This window comes from Acinetobacter sp. CAU_H_56 (genome assembly GCF_058599425.1).
Map to the genome: position 1 here is coordinate 1362518 of NZ_CM178654.1, position 21922 is coordinate 1384439.

The window sequence follows — 21922 nt, forward strand, 5'->3', positions numbered from 1 at the left end:
TTAAAAGTAGCTTTATGTTATAAATATTCAAGAACTTAGATAAATCGTATGTAGTTTTTATTGTTGAGGGGAAAATGAATAAATTAATGATAACCATTGGAATTTTCGGGTTATCTGTTTCAGCTTGGGCCAAACCACTGAGTCAGGCTGAATTTAAGGCAAAAACCAAACAAAAATATGATGAGTTGGAGTTAAAACTTGCTGTATTGAACTCATCGGTAGACCGACGTGAGCATCCTGCACTTATGATTGCTAAAGCCTGTGAATATGCAACCGGTTTAAAGCAGTTAAAGCATCTATCAAAACAGAATCTGCATCTTGCGGCAGCGCAAGATGAATTCCAGTTTGTGAGTAAACTAGATAATCAGTTTACTCAATCTCTTCAGGATTTGGGAACTACCTATGAAACAGGCTGTGTTTCACAAAAAAAATAAAGAACAAAAAGCCCTCAAATGAGGGCTTTGTTTTTGGCTGTTTAATACCTAATTAAGAAACCAGGTGTAATAACCCCATAGCATTAACGGCCAAGCCAGAAACGGACTAAATAGCCATTTCCAGAACCAGTGCTGAGGGATAAAGCCAACCCCGTGAATAAAACCGCCTGAAATGCCGATCATGATAAACATCATGGCGCGGTGGCTATATTCCCCGTTAGCATCCAGCATTGCAGCAGGATGAACCAGCAACACCGCTGCGAGTGGAAAAGCCAATAGGCAAGAAATCACCATTGCAAAAGGGTTAGATTTTTTTTCTATCTTTACTTGTTCAACTGCAGCGTCTGTCATCTCTTATTTCTCATCCAGGTCTTGATGATTTTCAATATATAGTGCACTGAGTACACCGGCGAAACAGGCCATCAAAATGCCGAGAATCCATGCGAAATACCACATAATTTTATCTCCTAAGACACAGCCTTAGTACAGGCTGTGTGAATTCTCTTGAATATGTTTTTTGGTAATCACGCCCCACATCTTGTAGTAACACCAAGTGGTGTAGCACAGGATCAGTGGAACGAAGATGCATGCAGCCACAGTCATCACAGTTAAGGTATTTTGGCTGGATACCGCATCCCACATGGTTAAGCTTGCAACTGGATTAATGCTAGAAGGCATCAGGAATGGGAACAGGGCAAAACCGGCAGTTAAAATCGCACCGATCACCGCTAAAGATGAACCCAGGAAGCTCAAGCCAGCTTTATTTTTACCTGCTGCCAGTACAATGATCAAGCCACCCAAAATGCCGGCAATAGGCGCTGCCATCGTGATTGGATAAGTCGAGTAGTTATTCATCCAGCCTGGGTTGGCATTGGTCAATACTTCTTTTGCCAGCGGGTTGGCAACACCATTGGTATCAAAAGGTGTAACCAGGGTATAGCCCTGAATACCACCAAAGTACAGCCAAGCGCCTGCAGCCAGGAAGGTAACCAGATAAACCAGACCCATGATTTGTGTTGCTTTGGCAGAACGTTGGCGTAGGTCACCATCTGTACGCAGCATTAACCATGCACCACCATGTGCACATAGCATCGATAAACTGACCAGACCGCATACAATCGCAAACGGATTGAGCAGGGCAAAGAAGCTGCCAGTATAAGTAGAACGTACAGTTTCATCTAAAGTAAATGGTACACCGAGGAACATGTTGCCGAATGCTACACCGAAGACCAATGCAGGCACTGCACCACCAATGGCTAGCCCCCAATCCCATGAATTACGCCATTTGGTATTTTCCAGTTTTGAGCGATAGTCAAAACCGACTGGACGCAGGAACAGGGCAAACAGGACCAGCAACAGTGCCCAGTACATGCCAGAGAAGGCTGTTGCATAGACCATTGGCCAGGCAGCGAATAACGCACCGCCGGCAGTAATAAACCAGACCTGATTACCGTCCCAGTGCGGCGCAATGGTATTGATCGCTGCACGGCGCTCGCTATCATTTTTGCCCACAAATGGCATGATTGCCATAGAGCCCATATCGAAGCCATCGGTGAGGGCAAAGCCAATCAGCAATACGCCGACCAGCACCCACCAAATGATTTTTAATAATTCATATTCGATCATACGTGAGTCTCCCCATTTGCCTTTTCTGCAGCTGCAAGCTTTTCAAAATGATATTTACCGGTATGCAGTGAGCTTGGGCCAAGACGTGAGAACTTGATCATCAGATACATCTCAATAATCAGTAACACGGTATAGAACGCTGCCAATGCAAGGATTGAACCCCAGACATCACCTGTGCTTAAGCTTGATGCTGAAAGATGCGTCGGTAATACCTCACCAATGGTCCAAGGTTGACGACCTACTTCTGCTACATACCAGCCGGTTTGTGCCGCAATCCATGGAAGCGGCAGTGCAAATAATGCAAATTTTAATAACCAAGGTTTGTTTTCTGCATTGCGTTTAGCCACTGCAAAAGTCGCAAGAATAAATAGAACCAGCATCAGGAAGCCTGAAGCGACCATGGCACGGAATGCCCAGAACAGGCTTGGTACATGTGGAATAGTATCTTTAGCTGCTGCTTTAATTTGCTCATCAGAGGCATCAACAACATTTGGCGTGTATTTTTTCAGAAGCAGACCGTAGCCTAAGTCTTTTTGACTTTCTTCAAAAGCGGTTTTCAGTTCTGGAGACTGATCACCAGCACGTAATTTTTCCAGTTGTGAATAGGCCACCATACCATTACGGATACGCGCTTCATGCTGAACCAGCAGGTCCTTAATACCTGTGACTTGTTCTGTAGTAGAACGTGTGGCAATCAGACCCATCACATAAGGAATTTTCACTGCATAATCTGTAGTCATGGTTTCCTTATTCGGGATACCGAACAAAGTAAATGATGCAGGTGCAGGGTGGGTATCCCATTCGGCTTCAATTGCTGCCAGTTTGGTTTTTTGTACATCGCCCAGCTCATAACCTGATTCATCACCCAGCAGGATCACTGAAAGAGTAGATGCTAAACCGAAAATGGCAGCAATCGCAAATGAACGGCGTGCAAATGGCAGGTCACGTTTTTTCAGCATGTAGTAACTTGAAATTGCCAGTACGAAGATGGCACCAGTTACATAACCTGCAGAAACAGTATGTACGAATTTAACCTGTGCAACCGGGTTAAAGATCAGTGCTGCAAAGTCCACCATTTCCATACGCATGGTTTCATAGTTGAATGCTGAACCAACCGGGTTTTGCATCCAGCCATTGGCAACCAGAATCCACAGTGCAGACATGTTAGATCCCAGTGCAACTAACCAGGTCACGCCCAGATGCTGTACTTTGGATAAACGGTCCCAACCGAAGAAGAATAAACCAATGAAAGTAGATTCAAGGAAGAAGGCCATCAAACCTTCAATAGCCAATGGTGCACCGAAAATATCACCCACATAATGCGAATAATATGCCCAGTTGGTTCCGAACTGGAACTCCATGGTCAAGCCTGTGGTTACCCCTAAGGCAAAGTTAATCCCGAACAGTTTTCCCCAAAACTTAGTCATGTCCTTGTAAATTTCTTTGCCGGAAATTACATAGGTGGTTTCCATAATGGCAAGCAGAAATGCCAGGCCTAAGGTCAGTGGAACAAAAATAAAGTGATACATCGCGGTCATAGCGAACTGGAACCGCGAAAGATCGACCACGCTTTCAGAAATCATCAACGTGTCTCCTTGATTTGGGAAGGATTGCCGGCGATACGCTCGGCGACTTGAGTGTCAAAATCTTTTGGAATAGTAGGCGCATCAAACCAAATATTTTTAATTATCAGAAGTAGAATAATCTTGATAATTAAAATCGCAGTAATCTCTCTTACTGTTTTTTGGTTTAAATTTTTAGAAACTAAGCTCATGTGAACAAGCCTATTATGTGGTTTGTTATATATTATTAATCGATTGTAACTAAAAAATAAATAGACGATACAATTTAAATAAATATATATTTATAAGCATTTGAAAATAATAAATATATATTTATATGAGTTAAAATTTATTCTAATTAGTTTTTATTATTTTATGTAATTTTATTGGTTTTTTAATTTGATTAAAATGCTTGGTTTTAAAATAATGGGATAAATTAATCAAACTAAATTGGTTGGTTTTATAAGGGTTGAAAGGGAAGTGTTATAGGATGTTATTCAAAGATGTGCCTGATAAGTGATCTTGATCACAGGCTTTCTCATACTGTTTCTTTAAGAAAATGCATCAAAAAAAAGATCCCGTTTAGGGATCTTTTTGTATGTCATGTTTAATAAATAATAGCTACAGAGATGTTCTCTTTAAGCGAATAGGTATTCAGCTTAGAAGTCGTAACGCATACCGACTGAGAGTCCAAGTGCAGTTTCACCAGCAGCATTTACACCTTGAGCTGAACCAGCTTTGTTACTACGTGCCTGTGACCATGGGGTAAGGTTGGCATTATCATCATTTAGCATTGCTGCCAGATTGCCATAGATACGGAACTGCTTATCAAGACGATGTTCTAAACCCAGTGCCAGCAGGGTAGAGTTAGCGTGAGAAGTATCAATGTCACGATGGAAGGCATGGCCACGCAAAGTATTTTTATCAGTCAGTTTATATTCAGCACCGACTCCGTAAACATTGGCATCTGCATTGGTACCGTTGCCATCATCAAGAGTAGTAAACTGATAAAGTGCACCCACATTTAATTCTGGAGTCAGTTTATAGGCAGCCGCTAAACGTACACCATCACGTTCTCCTCGGCTGACATCTTCAGCATAATGCTCATAAGCAGCTGCTACATCCCAGTTGCCTGCTTTGTAGTTTAGGCCCAGATCATATGCTTGAGACTTTTCATTGGTCTCTTCGGTTGTATCATTGTTGATCATAGTGCCGTCATGTAAAGACAAAGCTGCTGTTGCGGTGAAACCATCACCAAATTTAGGTGATTTATATTCAATCGTATTCGGGTTACGTTCATCAAAACGATGGTTATAGGCGCGAGTGATGTTACGTAAGTCGCCAACCTGATCACCAAAGAAGTTTGCAGGGCCACGAGCTGCTTTAAATGGGCTGTCAAAACGACCGACTTTCACCTGACCGAAGTCACCTTTAAGTCCTACAAAAGTATCACGTGTTGAGAAGTTGATAGAATCTTCTGTGTCGTCAGAGCCACTTGAAAAGTTGATTTGCTGTTCGATTTGAGCAAAAGCCGTCATGCCATTTTCTAGTTCTTTTTCAGCTTTAAAGCCTAAGCGTGACGAGTTCGATGATAAAGCCACCTCATTGTAGTCTTTACCATCATCCAGATAATCTAAAGAAACGTGTGCACGACCATAAATTTTAACGTCAGCAGCAGCTGCCATGACTGGTGTTAAAATTGTTGCCCCAATTGCTAATGCAGATAACGTTTTTTTCATGTGTTGCTCCAATAAAGACTTTTTTATTCATCGTCTTAAAACAAGTTTCAGTCATGTCTTGAAACATGTACCGCTCTATTGGTGCCAAGTATTCATTACAAATAAGTCAATATGATTAAGGAAATATTGCAGATCTATGAAATCTAAAAGGGAGCAATTTTAATTTTTAAGGATCTGTGTAGGATTTCTTTTGCTTTAGTTAAAGCTGATCAGGTGAATAAGAAATACTGTTCTTAACAAAATTATTTGAGATAAATTCTGTATTTATTAATAATGATAAAAAATGAAAAATAAGGCATAAAAAATGGAGCCGAAGCTCCATTTTTGAGGACTAAGAATGTATCAAAGAGCAGCTCTAATTTTCTCTGCAAGTTGCTTGATCTTTTCCTGATCGCCCATTTGTGCCGCATGTTTGCCAAGGTTGTGCAAAGAGGTAGGTACCAGATGGAAATGAACATGCGGAACAGTCTGACCCGCCGCAGCGCCAGAGAGCTGCATGAGTACAATGCCATCTACACCTAAACCTTTTTCAATCGCTTTGGCAATTTTTTGCACCACCTGAATGGTATAGGCTGCAACTTCAGGATCCAGGTCAAGCAAGGTAATTGCTGGAGTTTTAGGAATGACCAGAGTATGACCATCGGCCTGTGGCATGATGTCCATAAATGCAAGAACTCGGTCATCTTCATACACTTTAATTGCTGGAAGTTCACCACGCAGAATTCGTGCAAAAATATTTTGGTCATCGTAAGTCATAAGTGCATTCCTTGAGCAGAATTGAATTGTATTATTTACAGTTCAATTCTTTCTGACGTTCTTTGATCGCGTCAAGACGTTGCTGCTCTTTTTCTGAAAATTTTGGCTTGGTTGTGTAGCAATTGTCATTAAACTTTGCTTTCGCTTCAGGGTCTTTAAAACAGAAACCTTTAGACGCATAAATCACATCATGATCATTTTTTAATTTTTTGCACTCTTGTTCAGATGCAAGAACCGATGTTGAAGCCCCGAACAAAGTTGCAAAGCCAATCAATGCTGCAACAGAAAATTTCTTCATGAGAGTTTCCTCTGGGTTATCCACTATATGTGCCTGCCTAATAGTCACAATATGAGGTTTCGTTATCATTATTCAATGGCGAGATATTACTCGATGGTAATATTACTCCATGATTCATACATTTTTACAGCACTGGAAAAGTCACTATTTTTATCCGACAGATTGCTAGCAGCTTGCACCAGACTTTGACCTAAAGCGAGAAGTGGCACTGCCAGTTTGGCATCACGCGCGAGATCAAGTGCAATGCCGGTATCTTTGGCTAAAAGAGGCAGGGCAAAGGTTACGGGAAAGCTGCGGTTTAAAATACGCTGTGGCAATACGGTTTCAGTCACCATGCTTTTACCACTTGAAGCATTAATACAATCCAGTGCTTCATGAAGGTTTACCCCATGCGCTTTCAAGGTAGTAAAGCCCTCAGCAACGGCACACAGGTTTACAGCCATTAACATATTATTTACCGCCTTCACAGCAAAACCTGCGCCAGATTCACCGACATGCTTGATCAGCTTACCAAAAGCCTGCATCGCAGGAAGGGCTTTTTCAAAGCCTTCCGCATTACCACCGACCATCACAGTCAATGTGCCATTTTCCGCACCAATGGTCTGGCCACTCACAGGTGCATCCAGGAAAATCACACCCTGTTCAGCCAGTGCTTCTTCTAAGCGTCGGGCAGCGTCAGGAACACCACTGGTACAGTCTACCCAGATACTGCCAGCTTTAAGGCTGAGGCCTTGGACTAATGCTTCAACATCGGCACTGGTCGGCAGGCAGGAAAAGATAATATCTGCCTGAACTGCCTGTTCTAAAGCGACAGCTTGTGTGCCATATTCAGCAGCATGTTCTTCAGCCTTGGCAAAAGTACGGTTCCAGACATAGACTGTCTCAAAATGCTTGGGTAAATGCGCTGCCATGCGATAACCCATTGCGCCTAAACCAATAAATGCCACTGACTGAATCATGTCATACCCTCTGAACAAAATAATAAATACCTGAAAATTGCCGGCTCTTCCGGAATTAAGCATCTATCCGGGTTGAGCGTTGTGCCAGCCAGGTGGTCAGTTTCGGCCAGAATGTATTGGCTGTTTTCTGATTGGACATCAGTCCAAGATGACCACCCGGGATAAGAGTAAACGTCTTATCAGTACTACTTGTCAATTCCATCAAAGGCTTAGCTGACTGTTCCGTAACAATCTGATCGGTTTTCCCAGCCCCGACCAGTAAGGAACAATTAATATTTTTCAGGTCAATCGTTCGGCCGTTTAAAGTCATCGAGCCATTTTTTAAAGGGTTTTGCAGCCATAGATGCAGCACCATGTCCTGATTGATTCCACCCGGATAATCAATCATCTTGTTCAGAAAATTACCCATGGTGGCATGTTCATAGACATCTTCAACATTTTCCAGATTCAGCAGAAACTGCTTCTGGCTTTTAAACCAGCCAATCGGATCAAGCAGCTTAAATCCTAATGCATTGATGATGCCGGGTGAATGAATATATTCCTTGGGAATCAATCCTTGGTGAATCGCCTGTTGCAGGTTTTTATTTTTGGAAATGAGCTTATTGGTGGTGCTAAATAACTTGCCGACTCGACCTGAGGCATAACTGTCAATCGGGCTGCCCAGCACAATCAGGTTTTTAACATGTTCAGGTGAATGCAATGCCATATAAAGCGTGACAAAAATTCCGGCCATACTCCAGCCATGCAGGGAAATAAACTGACTACCTGAATGCGAGCAGATCCGTTCAATCGCCTGAGGTATTGCGCCGTCGATAAAAGACAGGAAATTCAAGTGACGGTGTTTATAACGGAAACGTTTCCATTCCACTAAATAGACATCAAAACCGCTATGCTGAAAATGCTTGACCAGTGAACGGTAAGGATACAGATCATAAATATCCATATTGATCGCAAGAGGGGCAACAAAGACTAACGGCTCACGGTACTTTTTTTCAGGCGCTGCATAATAGCGAATTTTGCAGAATTCAGTCGCAGCAATATATTCAAAGGGCGTTTTTTGCGAAAGAATCAGGGACGACGAGTTAAATAACCGTGCATTCAGGTGTTTTAATTTTTTCTTCTGGCGTTGAATATTTTGTTTTAACTGAATCATGTAAATAATTTATCCGTATACAAAGGAGAATTGGTCGAAGTCTAAGCAATAATTGCTTATTATGCCTTGACCTGAAATAGCTTAGACGCTCAAAATGTTGGCAATTTTTTACAAAAGGCAGCCTTTGGGCTGAAGTAAAGTGATGAGCCAGCAAGACGATTTTAACTATCAATTAGAAACTTTAGCCATCCGTACCGGTCACACCCGTAGCTTTGAGGGTGAGCATGGTGAACCGATTTTTCTAACATCGTCATTTGTTTATGAAAATGCGGCTGAAGCTGCAGCAAAATTTTCAGGCCAGGAGCCGGGTAATATTTACTCTCGCTTTACCAATCCAACCGTTGCCATGTTTGAAAAGCGTCTGGCTGCCTTAGAAGGCGCAGAACGCGCTGTTGCAACCAGCTCTGGTATGGCTGCGATTATGGCTGTGGCGATGGCTTACCTGAAAGCAGGCGATCATGTCATTTGTTCACGCGCCGTATTTGGTTCAACAGTTTCTTTATTTGAAAAATACGTAGCTAAATTCGGTGTCGCAGTTGAGTTTGTCGATCTGACGGATCTGGATGCATGGAAAAATGCTATCAAGCCAGAAACCAAATTACTCTTTGTTGAATCTCCGTCAAACCCATTGGCTGAAGTGGCAGATATCCAGGCTTTGGCAGATATTGCACATGCCAATGATGCATTGCTCGCGATTGACAACAGCTTCTGTACACCAGTGTTACAACAACCACTCAAATTTGGTGCAGACTTAGTCGTATATTCTGCGACTAAATATCTGGATGGCCAAGGCCGTGCACTCGGTGGCGCTGTAGCAGGTAACCATAAACTGCTTGAAGAAATCTTCGGTTATGTACGTACCACTGGTCCTTCTATGAGCCCGTTCAATGCTTGGGTATTCCTGAAAGGTCTGGAAACTTTACGTTTACGTATGCGTGAACATTCTGCCAATGCACAAAAACTGGCAGAGTTCTTAAATGCACATCCGAAAGTAGAAAAAGTTTACTATGCAGGTTTGCCTGAACATGTTGGTCATGAACTGGCTGCAAAACAACAAACCGGTTTCGGTGGTATCGTATCTTTCGAAGTGAAAGGCGGCCGTGAAGGTGCCTGGAAAGTAATCGACAATACCCAGTTCATTTCAATCACTGGTAACCTGGGTGATGTGAAATCAACGATTACTCATCCAGCAACAACCACGCATGGTAAATTGTCCCCAGAAGCCAAAGCAGCAGCGGGTATTCGTGAAGGTTTAATTCGCGTTTCTGTTGGTTTGGAAGAGATTGATGATATTATTCGCGACATTACACGCGGTTTAGATCTAATCTAATTTTATAAATATATGTTCGGAGATCTTTATGAACATTAATATGTTGATGCAGCAAGCACAGCGCATGCAAAAAGAAGTCGAAAACAACATGAAAAAAGCCAAAGAAGAGCTTGCGCAAACTGAAGTGCATGCTGAGGCTGGTGGCGGTCTGGTGAAAGTCACCATGACTTGCCGCAATGTGGTGAAACGTATCGAGATCAATCCTGAACTGTTACAGGACGATCCAGATATGATCGAAGATCTGATTGCAGCAGCGATGAATGATGCAGCGCGTCAAGCAGAAGTGATCTCTGAAGAGAAAATGAAATCTGCAAACTCAGGTATGGGCTTACCACCTGGTCTGGCTGGTTTATTCTAAGGAAGTATGCGCAATGTTTAGTGATCGTTTTGATCAACTGGTTCAAGCATTACGCATTTTGCCAAGCGTTGGGCCGAAATCGGCCCAGCGTATGGCTTTGCATTTAATCATGAAAAATCGTGAAGGGGCGATCGGTCTGGCACATGCCTTAACTGAAGCAACCGATCACATTCATGAATGCTCGATCTGCCATTCATTGACGGAAGATGAAGTCTGTAATATCTGTACCTCACTTGAGCGTGATGATGAACTGCTTTGTGTCGTGGAATCACCGGCAGATGTCATGGCAATTGAGCAAAGCGGCAGTTTCCGCGGTAAATATCATGTTCTGGGTGGTCATCTGTCACCTCTAGATGGAATCGGGCCTGAAGAAATCGGTATTCCCTATTTACTGCAACGCTTAAGTCAGGGACAGATCAAGGAAGTGATTCTGGCTACCAATGCGACTGTCGAAGGACAGGCAACCGCGCATTATCTGGTTGAAGCCAGTAAACATTTACCGGTGCAAATGACGCGTATCGCTCAAGGGGTGCCTCAAGGCGGAGAACTGGAGTATGTCGATAGTCATACATTGAGTCAGGCAGTGCATAACCGGATGCGAATTAAGTGAAATATTAATTATATTCTCTTAATATATAATATAAAAAATATATTAGTAAAAATATAAAATGTTTACTAGATAAGCTATATTCGAAAAATATGGAACAAAAAGTGTGATTTGGTTGTCATATTTTTATATAAAAATTCTATATATCGGGTAATATAGCTTCATCGAGCATCTAATTTTAGACTCAGTCTTTATGTTTCAATTTATTCAACATCAGCACGACTTAAACCATGTCCTGAACCTTATGGATCAAAATCCGGTCTATGGCCTGGATACAGAATTCATTAAGGTAGACACCTTGTGGCCAAAACTTGGTGTTTTTCAAATCAATGTCAATAACAATGTCTATTTGCTGGATGGAACAACACTGGATCTGAGTGAATTTCTGAACAAGATTTTTAATGCTCAACAGAATATTTTCCATGCCTGCAGTGAAGACATTGACCTGATTTACCATTACACCCAGAAAAAAGCCCTGAGCAATGTCTTTGATACACAGGTCGGTATGTCTTTCCTCGGACATGGTTTGCAGGTCAGCTATCAGAATGCCTTGAAACAGATGCTGGATGTCGATATTGAAAAAGATCAGACCCGCTCTAACTGGCTGGCACGTCCTTTAAGCTCTGAGCAGTTACTGTATGCAGCCAATGATGTGCATTATCTGGTGCAACTGTCGGATAAGGTCAAACAGGATCTGGAAAGCAAATATCTGCTCGATTTCGCTCTTGAGGATTGCCGTTTTCTGACCCATGAAATTGGTGAAGAAACACCGACTGCCTTACTTTATCAGGATGTCGGTAATTATCGTCATTCACGCCGTCAATTAATGCAGTTGCAACAACTGGCTGTATGGCGTGAGCAGATTGCCAAGGCGTTGAATCAGCCACGCAGCTTTATTCTGAAAAACTCGACCATGATTGATCTGGTAGAGAAATTCCCGCGCAATAATTTCCAGCTCAGTCAGATAAAGGACATCCGGGCCAATATTGTCCGCGAACATGGCAAGACCATTTTGGATCTGTTGAAATTCCTGCCTGATCAAGCCGAATGGCCGCTGCGTCTGGCACGTCCAATCCGCCATTCATCCAGAGAGATTGGCGAGAAGGTCGAAACAATGATCCAGAATATATCCAATGAAATCTCTGTACCGAAAGAAGTGCTGATGCGAAAGAAATGGCTGAATGCCTTATATCAGCATGTAGTATGTCATAAGGATGAACAGGATCTGCCAAACTACTTGCTCGGCTGGCGCTATGAGTTATTAACTCTGCCACTAATTAAGGTATTGCATCAGGATGAGTCTTATCTGTCGACCCAGATGAAAGTGGTTGAGTGATTTTTACTGGATTGATTAAAGATAAAGCAATTATACAAAATCACGACTGATGCATTTGAAGCGGCTAATGTTTCTGTCGTTTTTTTGATGTATCCTTGCGATTGTTTTTTCAGAAAAGTCGTTTGAAATATGCAAGTGTCTATCTACAAATCTAGCAAAAAAGATGAAATGTATCTTTATGTGGCGCGTCCTGCAGATGAGAACGAAGCCGAAACATTTGAACCACTAGAGGTATTGGCTGAACCGGTACGTGTGGCGTTTGGTCGTGCGACTTTTGTTATGCATCTTGAATTGAGTGAATCGCGTAAACTGGCACGTGCTAATGTTTTACATGTGATGGATTCAATTTCTACCCGTGGTTTCTTCCTGCAAATGCCACCAGAAGGTTTGATTAACCCGAATGCACCAGCGCCAGAAGGTCTTCGTGGGGCTTAAGCTCAGTTCAGGAGTTGTGAAATGAATGGTTTTGTAGCTGTATTGGACTCAATTCCTGACCAGAGTATTGCGTTTGCAGTGTATCTGCTGGGCAGTCTGATTGCGTTAGCTTGCTGGTATGGCGTGACCAAGCGCATGCCAAAGGCAATGGGCGGTTTTTTATGGCTATTGGCCTTTGCCGTGCTGTTGACCCCAACCGTTTCTGAAGGCAGTAATGCTTCAGTTGCACCTGCTATTTTCGGGCTGCTGTTTGGGATTCTGACCAAGGAATATGAACTCGTTTGGATTAATGCGTCACTTATTTTATTTGTCATTGGTATCGGGTCTGTGATTGGCTATTGCTGGTCGACCTATGCATCCAGTAAAACGGGTCTTGGGTCAAACAAGAAAAGTTCACCGCTGTAAATAGAAAAATAAGGTTCAATCATGTCTGCTGATATTCAACAATTCTCAGGTACGGATCAGTACATTGCCACTGACAGTTTAAAACTGGCTGTGAAAGCTGCGCGTAGTTTGCAAAAACCCTTGCTGGTTAAAGGGGAGCCGGGTACAGGTAAAACCTTGTTGGCTGAACAGGTGGCACAAAGCCTCGGACTGAAGCTGATTACCTGGCATATCAAATCAACGACCAAGGCACAGCAGGGCCTGTATGAATATGATGCAGTATCACGCTTGCGTGATAGTCAGTTAGGTGATGATCGCGTTTATGACATCAAGAACTACATCAAGCCGGGTAAACTCTGGGAAGCGTTTACCAGTGAAGAGCGCTGTGTATTGCTGATTGATGAGATCGATAAAGCAGACATCGAGTTTCCAAATGACTTGCTGCACGAACTCGACAAGATGTCTTTCTTCGTTTATGAAACGGGTGAAACCATTACTGCGACCCAGCGTCCGATTGTCATCATCACTTCAAATAACGAGAAAGAACTTCCAGATGCCTTCTTGCGCCGTTGTTTCTTCCACTATATCGAGTTTCCGGATGAAGCGACCATGCGTGAAATTATCGATGTGCATTTTGAGAATATTTCAACAACGCTGGTGAATGAAGCTCTGCAAATCTTCTTCAAATTACGCCAGATTCCAGGCTTGAAAAAACCACCTTCAACTTCTGAACTGATCGACTGGTTAAGTCTGTTGATGGCAGATGATATGCCGGAAGACATTTTAAGAAATACTGATAAGTCCAAAGCGATCCCGCCTTTGTACGGTGCGCTGATCAAAAATGAGCAGGATGTACAACTGCTTGAACGTCTAGCCTTTATGTCGCGTCGCTAAGGGAGAAACACGCATGTTTGTGCGATTGTTTTATACCCTTAGAAAATATGGCGTACCGGTTTCCACCCGTGAGTTGATTGATCTGAATCAGGCGGTAGCGGCAGGCGTGGTTTTTGCCGATCAGGACGAGTTTTATCAGCTTGCTAAAACTGTGATGGTCAAAGACGAGCGCTACTTCGACAAGTTCGATCGCGCCATGAAAGATTACTTTGATGGTATCGCGACTTTTGATTTGGATGAACTGCTGAATCAGGTGCATAAATTGCCCAAAGACTGGTTTGATCTAGAACTTTTGGAAAAGCACTTAACTCCTGAACAGCGTGAAGAACTAAAAAAGGCCGGATCGCTGGAAGAACTGATGAAAATGCTGGAAGAGCGCTTGCGTGAACAGCATAAAAAACATCAGGGCGGGAATAAGATGATTGGTACTGGTGGCACATCGCCATTTGGTGCCTATGGTGATCATCCTGAAGGTGTGCGCATTGGTGGGCCGGGGCGTAAACGTTCCGCTGTCAAAGTCTGGGAACAACGTCAATACCGTAATCTGGATGATGATCAGATTCTTGGTAGTCGTCAGATGCAGATGGCACTGCGCCGTTTGCGTAAGTTCGCCCGTCAGGGTGCGGCTGAAGAGCTGGATATTGATAGCACTATTCGTGAAACCGCCAAACAGGGGATTCTGGATGTGCAATTGGTACCGGAGCGACGTAACCGTATTAAAGTTTTAATGCTGTTTGATATTGGCGGATCGATGGATGCGCATATTGCTCAGTGTGAAAAACTGTTTAGCGCCGCCAAAACCGAATTTAAGACTCTGGAATATTTCTATTTCCATAACTGTCTGTACGACTATGTCTGGAAAGATAATGTCCGTCGTTCCAGCTCGCGCATGAATACCTGGGACTTGTTCAATACCTATGGACGGGATTACCGGGTGATTGTAGTGGGTGATGCCAGCATGGCTCCCTATGAGTTGAACTCCGTCGGTGGTTCGGTCGAATATATGAATGATGAGGCAGGACAGGTCTGGTTACAGCGTCTGCGTCAGCATTTTGATAAAACCGCCTGGCTTAATCCTGAAGAAGAAAAATACTGGCATTACACGCATACTATTGGCCTGATTAAGCAAATCTTTGAAGATCATATGTTTCCAATGACCTTAAAAGGCATTGAGGATATGACCAAATATCTGGCGCGTTGATTCCATTTATCTATAAGTGACTTTATCTATAGTTATTAGTGCTTTAAAACGAAATATTCTAGTATAAAGTCACTTGTTATACCTTATTCCAATATTCAGGAATTATTATGGCTCATCAAATTAATGGTATTGCGTTGCCGAACGAAGAGGGTTTCTTTGGTCAATATGGCGGTCAGTTCATTCCACCAGATCTAAAACAGGCCATGGATGACATCAATGTTGCCTATCAGGAAATCCGTCAAACTGAAGAATTCCAGAATGAATTAAAAGACCTGTTTGCCAATTATGTCGGCCGTCCTAGTCCTTTGTTTCATGCTAAACGTCTTTCTGACCAGTTAGGTGGAGCACAGATCTATTTAAAACGTGAAGACCTGAATCATACCGGTGCACATAAAATCAATCACTGCCTGGGTGAAGCACTGCTAGCGAAATACATGGGTAAAACCAAAGTCATCGCTGAAACGGGTGCAGGTCAGCATGGTGTGGCATTGGCTACTGCATGTGCTTTGGTGGGTATTCCATGTGAAATTCATATGGGCCAGGTGGATATCGAAAAAGAACATCCAAACGTCGTTAAGATGAAAATCTTGGGTGCTAAGCTGATTTCTGTGACGCGTGGTACTGCGACCCTTAAAGATGCAGTTGACAGTGCTTTTGAAGAATACTTGAAAGATCCGAAAAACTATATCTATGCGATTGGTTCGGTGGTAGGACCGCATCCATTCCCAATGATGGTGCGTGATTTCCAGTCTATTATTGGCGATGAAATCAAGGTTCAAACCAATGAACGCTTCGGTGCAAACCCAGACTATGTTGTGGCATGTGTAGGTGGTGGTTCAAATGCTATGGGTGCATTCACTGCATTTCTAAATGATCAAGAAGTCAAACTGGTGGGAGTAGAACCTGCTGGTCATGGCCTAAATACTGATAAGCATTCCGCAACGCTGACTTTGGGTAAACCAAGCCAGTTGCATGGTATGGCATGCTATGTACTCGAAGATGAGCAGGGTGAACCTTTACCTGTGCATTCGATTGCTTCCGGTCTGGATTATCCAGGCGTAGGACCACAGCACAGCCTGCTTAAAGATCTAGGTCGTGTGGAATACACTACGGCGACAGATCAGGAGTGTCTGGATGCCTTTATGACCCTGTCGCGCGTTGAAGGAATTGTGCCAGCATTAGAAAGTTCACATGCAGTGGCTTGGGCAATTCGTGAAGCGGCTAAGCTGCCTAAAGAGACTAAGATTGTAGTGAATCTTTCAGGTCGTGGTGATAAAGATTCTGATTACGTGGCAGAGAAACTCGGTCTTTAATTTGATTTATAGTCATAATCAAAGAAATCCCAGCTTTAAGACTGGGATTTTTTATATCTGATCTGGTTTTGATATGGCATTGTCATTTATTTGTAATGACATTTGAGTTTAAATCTTAATTTACGTATTGAACTAAGAAAGAATTTAGCCTGAAATATATTGTTGTAATTGATCAATCAGCTTACGTTGATCTTCCATTGCAGCTTTGACCAAGTCACCAATCGAAATCAGGCCAATCAGTTTGTCATTTTCAACTACAGGTAAGTGGCGTAAATGGCGGTCAGTCATTAATGCTAAGCAGTCTTCAACAGAAGTTGCAGAAGTCACGGTTATGACTTTAGGTGTCATAATTTCATTGACCGTGGTATCAAAAGAGGTTCTTTGCATCAATGCGATTTTACGGGTGTAATCACGCTCTGACAAAATGCCGACCACACTATCTTCGTGGGTAACGACCAGCGCCCCAATTCCTTTTTCTGCCATCAGGCTAATTGCTTCTAAAACTGTAGAGTCTGGACGGATGGTATAAACTGCCTGATGTACTTTATCACTGAGCACTTGTGCTACGTTGGTCATTCTATTGAGTCCTTTTTATCTAATTATTATAAGTCCTAGAGTATGTATCCAACCGAACATCTCTAGGTGTCTATTCTATGTCTTTATAAATAACATGTTTTTAGGCAAAGTGCAGTCTTTGTTGTGAAAAAAACAGGTGACGCATCTGTGGAATTGATAATTTCAGTTTAGTGCCATTGCCGCTACATAAAGTAGGTGTCACGGCTAGTCGGGACAGTGTAGGTAATAAGTTGTTTTCGAAATCTTCCGGGTTGATTCTACGTGGTACATAACCTGGCCAATGTTCCTTGGCATAATTTTTGGCATCCAGAGAATTAAGCCAGAATGGAAAAATATAATCTTCCTGATCGCGCATCATCGCCCAACCCTGATGATAGACGCCCCACAAAACGCCGCAATACATCATAGATTTGAGGATGGTGAGCCTCAAAAGAAAGTTTTTACAAATCGGGTCGTATTGAATAATTTTTCGCATTGTCGTTAAAATAAAGTGCTATTAGAGTTCAGCTCTATTCTAGAAAGTTCCAGTGAAATTACTGTTTCAGCTTTGCAAGCAATCGTAATAAATTATGTCTTAATTGCAGTATTTCGAAAAATTGGCATAAAAAAACGTCACCTCGGTGACGTTTCTTCAGGCTTGCATGGTGGCCATGTTCTGCCAGTATTGTGCTTTGAGTGAATCTCGTTCTACACGAAAACCTTGATAATATAGTTCAGCTAAAAAGAGAGCTGCTTTACCGTGACCGGCGCGCGCTGCATCTTCTAATTGTTTTACTGCATCGACAAAGTTCATTTGCGATTGAATGGTATTCACTGCATCTGCATACAGATGTTCCAAATCATGTTGAGAGATATTCTGCATAATATAAAAACTCCTTAATTTTAATTATGATTTTGGATAGACTTTTAAGTCTAAATACAAATATAACTTACTATTATTAAACTAATATTACAGAATAATGGAAAAGTCAACTATATCAGCTTTCCCGTTTACTTAATTTATAGTTTGTACGATCAAACTATACACACATGAAAGTGCGGTTGGTATAGATTTTAACAATAGAACAAAAGAAAAGGAGAACAACATGATGCAAAGAACTCTTGAAGGGCTCAGTTTTGATATGCCCCCAACAGCCAGTCAGATTACAGAATTGGCGCATGTACACCGTAAAAAACTGGATGAGGCAATTTATGACAAATATACCCATCTAGGTGATTACAGTCTGGCTCAACGTAAAGAAGTTTATGATTTTACCCGCGCTCTGGACGAAACCCAGCGTGCAGAATTTTATAGTCACTATAATGATGAATTGGTCCGAATTGCAGATGAAGATCGACTGCATCCACCTGAAGCAGAAGCCGGCTTGAGCAAGTTTGCAATTTTACTGGTCTTAGGTCTGGTGGCTATGGTCATTGCCTGGAGTGTGTACGAATTGTTGAAATCCTAACCGATTTATAGTCATATCGAGATGTGTATTTATACTGGTCATTCAATCTTTGACTTGAACTTCATGGGGCCCAGCCATACACTAGCTGCAACTTGAGGTAGTGTATGGCTATAGATAGCAAAAAATTAAGCGATTTTCTGAATAAAATTAAGCTTGAACAGATTTATAATGCGGTTGTTATTTTTATTGTGGCATTAATTTTATGTCTGGCTACATTTGCCATTTATCGTCCACTGACGACTCCCCAATTTAATTTACTTCAGCAACTTGCAGAGCAGCAGAGCTTACCTCAAACCCAGGATATGGCTCAGACTTTGCTGCAACAGCAACGCATCCATCGCGGTCAATATCTTAAATTGATGCAGGCGTATCAACAGGAATCTCTACGGGCTCGTCAGCTTCCGCCGGTTTCTGTGGATATGCCTTAGGTATTGGAATCGTATTCGGCAGTGGTTTAGAAGGATCTGACAGGTTCTGTTCCAATCGTAATTTTAAAGTTTCTTTATTCAATTCTTGACTCACCACGACCAGTGTTAAACGTTCTGGATGCAGATGTTTGCGCACGGCATTTTGCACATCTGTTGCGGTAATTTTGGCTAGACGTTCTGGATAGCGTGACAGATAGTCGGCTTGCTCTGCATAAAAGCCCATCGTGCCTAACTGGGCATTGATCGTGGCATTGCTGCTGTAATTATTTGGAAATGCTCTTAATATCCCGGCTTTGGTTTCTTCCAGGCGCTTAGTATCAATCGGCTGATTTACAAATTTGATAAAAGCCTGATGTGCGACCTGAATGCTATCCAGTAATTGATCTTGTCTAGTGGAATAACGGAAGCTAAATATACCGGGTGCCTGACTAAAGCTGAATGTACTATAGGCACCATAGGTATAGCCGCGTTTTACCCTTAATTCCTGCATTAATACTGCATTAAAGCCGCTACCCCCAAACATGCGGTTGGCCACTTCCAGAGCAAGCCGATCTTCAGTAAATCGGTTTGGTCCTAAGTGGCCGAAGGTCACATGCGCTTGGGATGAGTTATAAGGCAAATGTACGATATCAAAACCCGATTTTTCTTCAGGTTCAGCTAATGCAACTGCTTTCTGTCCTTGAGGTAAATTGCCTGCAATTCGTTCAGAAAGTTCCAATGCCTGTTTAGGACTGAGTTTGCCGGTAATGGCAATATTCATGTTTTGTGCCACCAGAAACTGGTCGCGGAATTTTTTCAGTAAATCAGCCGTAATTTTTTTGGTACTGCCAATCGTGCCGGTAATCGGTTCGGCATAAGGATGCTGTCCATACAATGCCCGATAAAACCGGATATCCATCAGTTTACTTGGATTTTCCTGAAGCTGTTTTTGTCCTACTTGAGTATTGCTGAGTGCTAACTGAATGCTGGAAGGCTTGAATGTGGCATTTTTGAGAACTTCCATCATCATGGCCAAAGCAGGTTCCATTTTCTTGGGGTCTGATAAAGTTCGAAGGCGAACGACAAACATATCGCGATAAGCCTGTACGCTAAATTGTGCGCCTGTGGCATCAAAGACGGAAGCCACCTGTGCAGCCGTATATTTATCTGTTCCTTCACGCATCAGTTTGGCTGCCGTACTGGATAAACCAAATAGACCTTTAGCAATTTCCTGATCTCGTGCTGATCCGGCATTAAAGGTCAGTTGAATATCCACCATCGGCAGATCTCGGGTTTCAACAAATAAAGTGCGAACTTTGTAACGATTGTTCAGGTCATGAATAAAAGGTGCTTGGAATGCCTGCTTTTGATTAATATTTTTTAAACTTTGCAGGAGAGGGATCGCTTGTAGCTGACTGGGATTATCATTCAGATCAGGTTGGGTATCTAAATAATTTTCTGCCCAAAGGCTTGAACTGAGGCTTAAGCTGGTTAAAAGGATAAGAGAGCGAACTTTAGACATTGTAATAACCATTATTGAGCTTTCTGTTCAGGCAAAAGGTAGAGCGTACTTAAATTTTCACGGACAAAATAGGCATTAGCAACCCGCTGAATATCCTCTGCACGGACACTGTCATAATGCTGAGGCAGTTCATCCATCAGGCGGTAACTCAATCCGTTTACTTCAAGGTTTCCAATCATTTTGGCCTGTCCGCTCAGACTGTCCTGACTATAAATCAGATTTGAAATAAAGCGTGTGCTGATCCGTGCCAGTTCATGCTCAGAAATAGTTTCAGTTTTTAGTAAATCAATTTCTTTCTGGATGGCGGCTTGTGCTTCTGTCAGATTTACACCTGGAGCCGGAAGTGCGGAAATACCAAACAGGCTATCTCCACGGTTATAAGGATCATAAGACACACTCACAGAAGTAAGCACTTTGCGGTCGCGAACCAGACGATCCTGCAAGCGAGAAGAAATCCCGCTATCCAGCAGGCTGCGAATAATGGTTAGAGCATAGGCATCTTGAGGATTCTTGGCGGTAGCCAAAGATTTTACATTCCAGGTCATATACAGATTAGGTACCTGGACATTACTCTCAATTTCCATATGACGATAGCCTAAGCGTTCGAACTCGAGTACGTCATTACGTGATGGTGTAGGACGTGCCGGAATATCGCCAAAATATTTCTGTACCTGAACGAGAGCTTCTTGAACGTCAACATCCCCGACAATCACCAGAATGGCATTATTCGGGCTATACCAGTCTCGATACCATTTTTTAACATCACTCAGCTGAATATTATTGAGCGTTTTCATGTGACCAATCACGGGCTGACGATAGTGACTGGTGGGGTAACTGATCCATCTAAATCGTTCAAATGCCTGGGCACGCGGATTATCATCAGTACGCTGACGCCGTTCTTCCATTACCACTTTAATTTCCGGATCAAAATCTTGCTGGCGTAACAACAGGTTGTTCATACGGTCAGATTCAAGTTCTAGCGCCATCGGAAAATAGGCTTTGGGATAGAGCTGATAATAGTTCGTGTAATTGGTAAAGGTTGCGGCATTAATACTGCCCCCATAAATCCGGCTCAGGCGGGTAAATTCATCATTGGGAACCTTGCTTGTGCCTTTAAACATCATATGTTCCAAAGCATGAGAGACGCCGAGAATATTACCGGACTCATCACTACTGCCGACTTTATACCAGATCTGTGTCATCACCATCGGGGAGCGATGATCTTCCCGGATGATGACTTTTAAGCCATTACCTAAATAGGTTTCGATAGTGGTGCGGGATAATTCACTCTGTGTTGCGGCATGTACGGGGTTAAAACCGAAACTCAGGATGAGTACTGCAACTGGAGAAATCCGCTGTTTGATGATTCTGGATAAGGAGGAGATAGTAAAAAAAGATATGGACACAAAGTCTTCCAATGAATAGATATTTGTATTTAGGATTATTTTTCAGAAATCTTGTATTGAAAGCAACCAAACACTGTTATTTTTTGGTTGTTTATTCATGGATTGGATTGCCCGCTCAAAACACTGCAAGTTATGCTAGAATTCAATTTTTTAACGCAATGCTTTTCAAGGATTCGGC

General features: G+C 42.5%; 27 protein-coding genes. 12 read left to right on the forward strand and 15 right to left on the reverse strand.

Annotated features, from left to right (window positions below):
• Window positions 1-74: 74 nt before the first annotated feature.
• Window positions 75-434 carry a hypothetical protein gene (locus tag AC4MCC_RS06635; protein WP_419364784.1) on the forward strand — a complete coding sequence of 120 codons (360 nt, stop codon included), beginning with the start codon at window positions 75-77 and terminating at the stop codon, window positions 432-434.
• A 48-nt stretch (window positions 435-482) separates the two neighbouring features.
• Here the strand turns inward: AC4MCC_RS06635 and AC4MCC_RS06640 are convergent, their stop codons facing one another.
• From AC4MCC_RS06640 to AC4MCC_RS06685, 10 genes are all read right to left on the reverse strand, one after another.
• On the reverse strand, window positions 483-785 hold the full coding sequence (locus AC4MCC_RS06640) for a cyd operon YbgE family protein (RefSeq protein WP_159123153.1): 303 nt from the start codon (window positions 783-785) through the stop codon (window positions 483-485).
• Between the two features lie 3 nt (window positions 786-788).
• Entirely contained in the window at window positions 789-890 is a 102-nt protein-coding gene (gene cydX, locus AC4MCC_RS06645; RefSeq protein ID WP_004783742.1) for a cytochrome bd-I oxidase subunit CydX, read from the reverse strand.
• 24 nt (window positions 891-914) lie between these two features.
• Window positions 915-2060 carry a cytochrome d ubiquinol oxidase subunit II gene (gene cydB, locus AC4MCC_RS06650; protein WP_419364782.1) on the reverse strand — a complete coding sequence of 382 codons (1146 nt, stop codon included), beginning with the start codon at window positions 2058-2060 and terminating at the stop codon, window positions 915-917.
• On the reverse strand, window positions 2057-3643 hold the full coding sequence (locus AC4MCC_RS06655) for a cytochrome ubiquinol oxidase subunit I (protein ID WP_419364780.1): 1587 nt from the start codon (window positions 3641-3643) through the stop codon (window positions 2057-2059). Before AC4MCC_RS06655 ends, cydB begins: the two co-directional genes overlap by 4 nt.
• Window positions 3643-3834, reverse strand: coding sequence for a cytochrome oxidase putative small subunit CydP (gene cydP, locus AC4MCC_RS06660; protein ID WP_419364778.1), 192 nt, complete (start codon window positions 3832-3834; stop codon window positions 3643-3645). The genes AC4MCC_RS06655 and cydP overlap by 1 nt, the downstream gene beginning before the upstream one ends.
• A 447-nt stretch (window positions 3835-4281) precedes the next feature.
• A complete protein-coding gene (locus AC4MCC_RS06665; protein ID WP_475654362.1) occupies window positions 4282-5361 on the reverse strand; it encodes a porin in 1080 nt (359 codons plus the stop codon).
• Between the two features lie 342 nt (window positions 5362-5703).
• Entirely contained in the window at window positions 5704-6117 is a 414-nt protein-coding gene (locus tag AC4MCC_RS06670) for an HIT family protein (RefSeq protein ID WP_491880106.1), read from the reverse strand.
• A 31-nt stretch (window positions 6118-6148) separates the two neighbouring features.
• Entirely contained in the window at window positions 6149-6415 is a 267-nt protein-coding gene (locus tag AC4MCC_RS06675; protein ID WP_419364772.1) for a YARHG domain-containing protein, read from the reverse strand.
• Window positions 6416-6501: 86 nt separating this feature from the next.
• Entirely contained in the window at window positions 6502-7374 is an 873-nt protein-coding gene (locus AC4MCC_RS06680) for an NAD(P)-dependent oxidoreductase (protein ID WP_491880105.1), read from the reverse strand.
• 55 nt (window positions 7375-7429) lie between these two features.
• A complete protein-coding gene (locus AC4MCC_RS06685) occupies window positions 7430-8527 on the reverse strand; it encodes an alpha/beta fold hydrolase (protein ID WP_491880104.1) in 1098 nt (365 codons plus the stop codon).
• Window positions 8528-8669: 142 nt separating this feature from the next.
• Here AC4MCC_RS06685 and AC4MCC_RS06690 point away from each other — a divergent pair, with 142 nt between their 5' ends.
• The 9 genes from AC4MCC_RS06690 (at window position 8670) to trpB (ending at window position 16385) form a co-directional block, all read left to right on the forward strand.
• On the forward strand, window positions 8670-9857 hold the full coding sequence (locus AC4MCC_RS06690) for an O-succinylhomoserine sulfhydrylase (RefSeq protein ID WP_180012395.1): 1188 nt from the start codon (window positions 8670-8672) through the stop codon (window positions 9855-9857).
• 28 nt (window positions 9858-9885) lie between these two features.
• On the forward strand, window positions 9886-10215 hold the full coding sequence (locus tag AC4MCC_RS06695) for a YbaB/EbfC family nucleoid-associated protein (RefSeq protein ID WP_004783723.1): 330 nt from the start codon (window positions 9886-9888) through the stop codon (window positions 10213-10215).
• 13 nt (window positions 10216-10228) lie between these two features.
• Complete coding sequence (gene recR, locus AC4MCC_RS06700; protein ID WP_125279141.1) at window positions 10229-10825, forward strand: recombination mediator RecR; 597 nt, start codon at window positions 10229-10231, stop codon at window positions 10823-10825.
• Window positions 10826-11015: 190 nt separating this feature from the next.
• A complete protein-coding gene (locus AC4MCC_RS06705; protein ID WP_104426037.1) occupies window positions 11016-12158 on the forward strand; it encodes a ribonuclease D in 1143 nt (380 codons plus the stop codon).
• A 129-nt stretch (window positions 12159-12287) separates the two neighbouring features.
• The gene (locus AC4MCC_RS06710; RefSeq protein ID WP_004783715.1) at window positions 12288-12593 is read left to right on the forward strand and encodes a YcgL domain-containing protein; all 306 of its coding nucleotides are present in this window, start codon (window positions 12288-12290) and stop codon (window positions 12591-12593) included.
• Window positions 12594-12614: 21 nt separating this feature from the next.
• The gene (locus AC4MCC_RS06715) at window positions 12615-12998 is read left to right on the forward strand and encodes a hypothetical protein (protein WP_180003755.1); all 384 of its coding nucleotides are present in this window, start codon (window positions 12615-12617) and stop codon (window positions 12996-12998) included.
• Between the two features lie 21 nt (window positions 12999-13019).
• Window positions 13020-13871 (forward strand): AAA family ATPase, encoded by an 852-nt coding sequence (locus tag AC4MCC_RS06720; protein WP_180179955.1) that lies wholly within the window; start codon window positions 13020-13022, stop codon window positions 13869-13871.
• 13 nt (window positions 13872-13884) lie between these two features.
• Window positions 13885-15072 (forward strand): vWA domain-containing protein, encoded by a 1188-nt coding sequence (locus AC4MCC_RS06725; RefSeq protein ID WP_180003757.1) that lies wholly within the window; start codon window positions 13885-13887, stop codon window positions 15070-15072.
• Window positions 15073-15179: 107 nt separating this feature from the next.
• Window positions 15180-16385, forward strand: coding sequence for a tryptophan synthase subunit beta (gene trpB, locus AC4MCC_RS06730; RefSeq protein WP_312536754.1), 1206 nt, complete (start codon window positions 15180-15182; stop codon window positions 16383-16385).
• Window positions 16386-16529: 144 nt separating this feature from the next.
• Here trpB and AC4MCC_RS06735 read toward each other — a convergent pair whose 3' ends face one another.
• The 3 genes from AC4MCC_RS06735 to AC4MCC_RS06745 all read right to left on the reverse strand — a co-directional run bounded on the left by AC4MCC_RS06735 (window position 16530) and on the right by AC4MCC_RS06745 (window position 17826).
• Complete coding sequence (locus AC4MCC_RS06735; RefSeq protein WP_419364764.1) at window positions 16530-16961, reverse strand: CBS domain-containing protein; 432 nt, start codon at window positions 16959-16961, stop codon at window positions 16530-16532.
• Window positions 16962-17061: 100 nt separating this feature from the next.
• On the reverse strand, window positions 17062-17436 hold the full coding sequence (locus AC4MCC_RS06740; RefSeq protein ID WP_034171083.1) for a DUF2750 domain-containing protein: 375 nt from the start codon (window positions 17434-17436) through the stop codon (window positions 17062-17064).
• A gap of 156 nt (window positions 17437-17592) precedes the next feature.
• The gene (locus AC4MCC_RS06745; protein WP_034171084.1) at window positions 17593-17826 is read right to left on the reverse strand and encodes an SEL1-like repeat protein; all 234 of its coding nucleotides are present in this window, start codon (window positions 17824-17826) and stop codon (window positions 17593-17595) included.
• Window positions 17827-18046: 220 nt separating this feature from the next.
• Between AC4MCC_RS06745 and AC4MCC_RS06750 the strand changes: the two genes are divergently transcribed.
• On the forward strand, window positions 18047-18409 hold the full coding sequence (locus tag AC4MCC_RS06750; protein ID WP_081402667.1) for a hypothetical protein: 363 nt from the start codon (window positions 18047-18049) through the stop codon (window positions 18407-18409).
• A 104-nt stretch (window positions 18410-18513) separates the two neighbouring features.
• Complete coding sequence (locus AC4MCC_RS06755; protein WP_419364762.1) at window positions 18514-18837, forward strand: hypothetical protein; 324 nt, start codon at window positions 18514-18516, stop codon at window positions 18835-18837.
• Here the strand turns inward: AC4MCC_RS06755 and AC4MCC_RS06760 are convergent.
• Window positions 18761-20338, reverse strand: a complete 1578-nt coding sequence (locus tag AC4MCC_RS06760; protein ID WP_419364760.1) for an insulinase family protein — start codon at window positions 20336-20338, stop codon at window positions 18761-18763. The two genes, AC4MCC_RS06755 and AC4MCC_RS06760, sit on opposite strands and share 77 nt — an antisense overlap.
• Window positions 20339-20349: 11 nt before the next feature.
• Entirely contained in the window at window positions 20350-21744 is a 1395-nt protein-coding gene (locus tag AC4MCC_RS06765) for a M16 family metallopeptidase (RefSeq protein WP_491880103.1), read from the reverse strand.
• Window positions 21745-21922 lie beyond the last annotated feature (178 nt).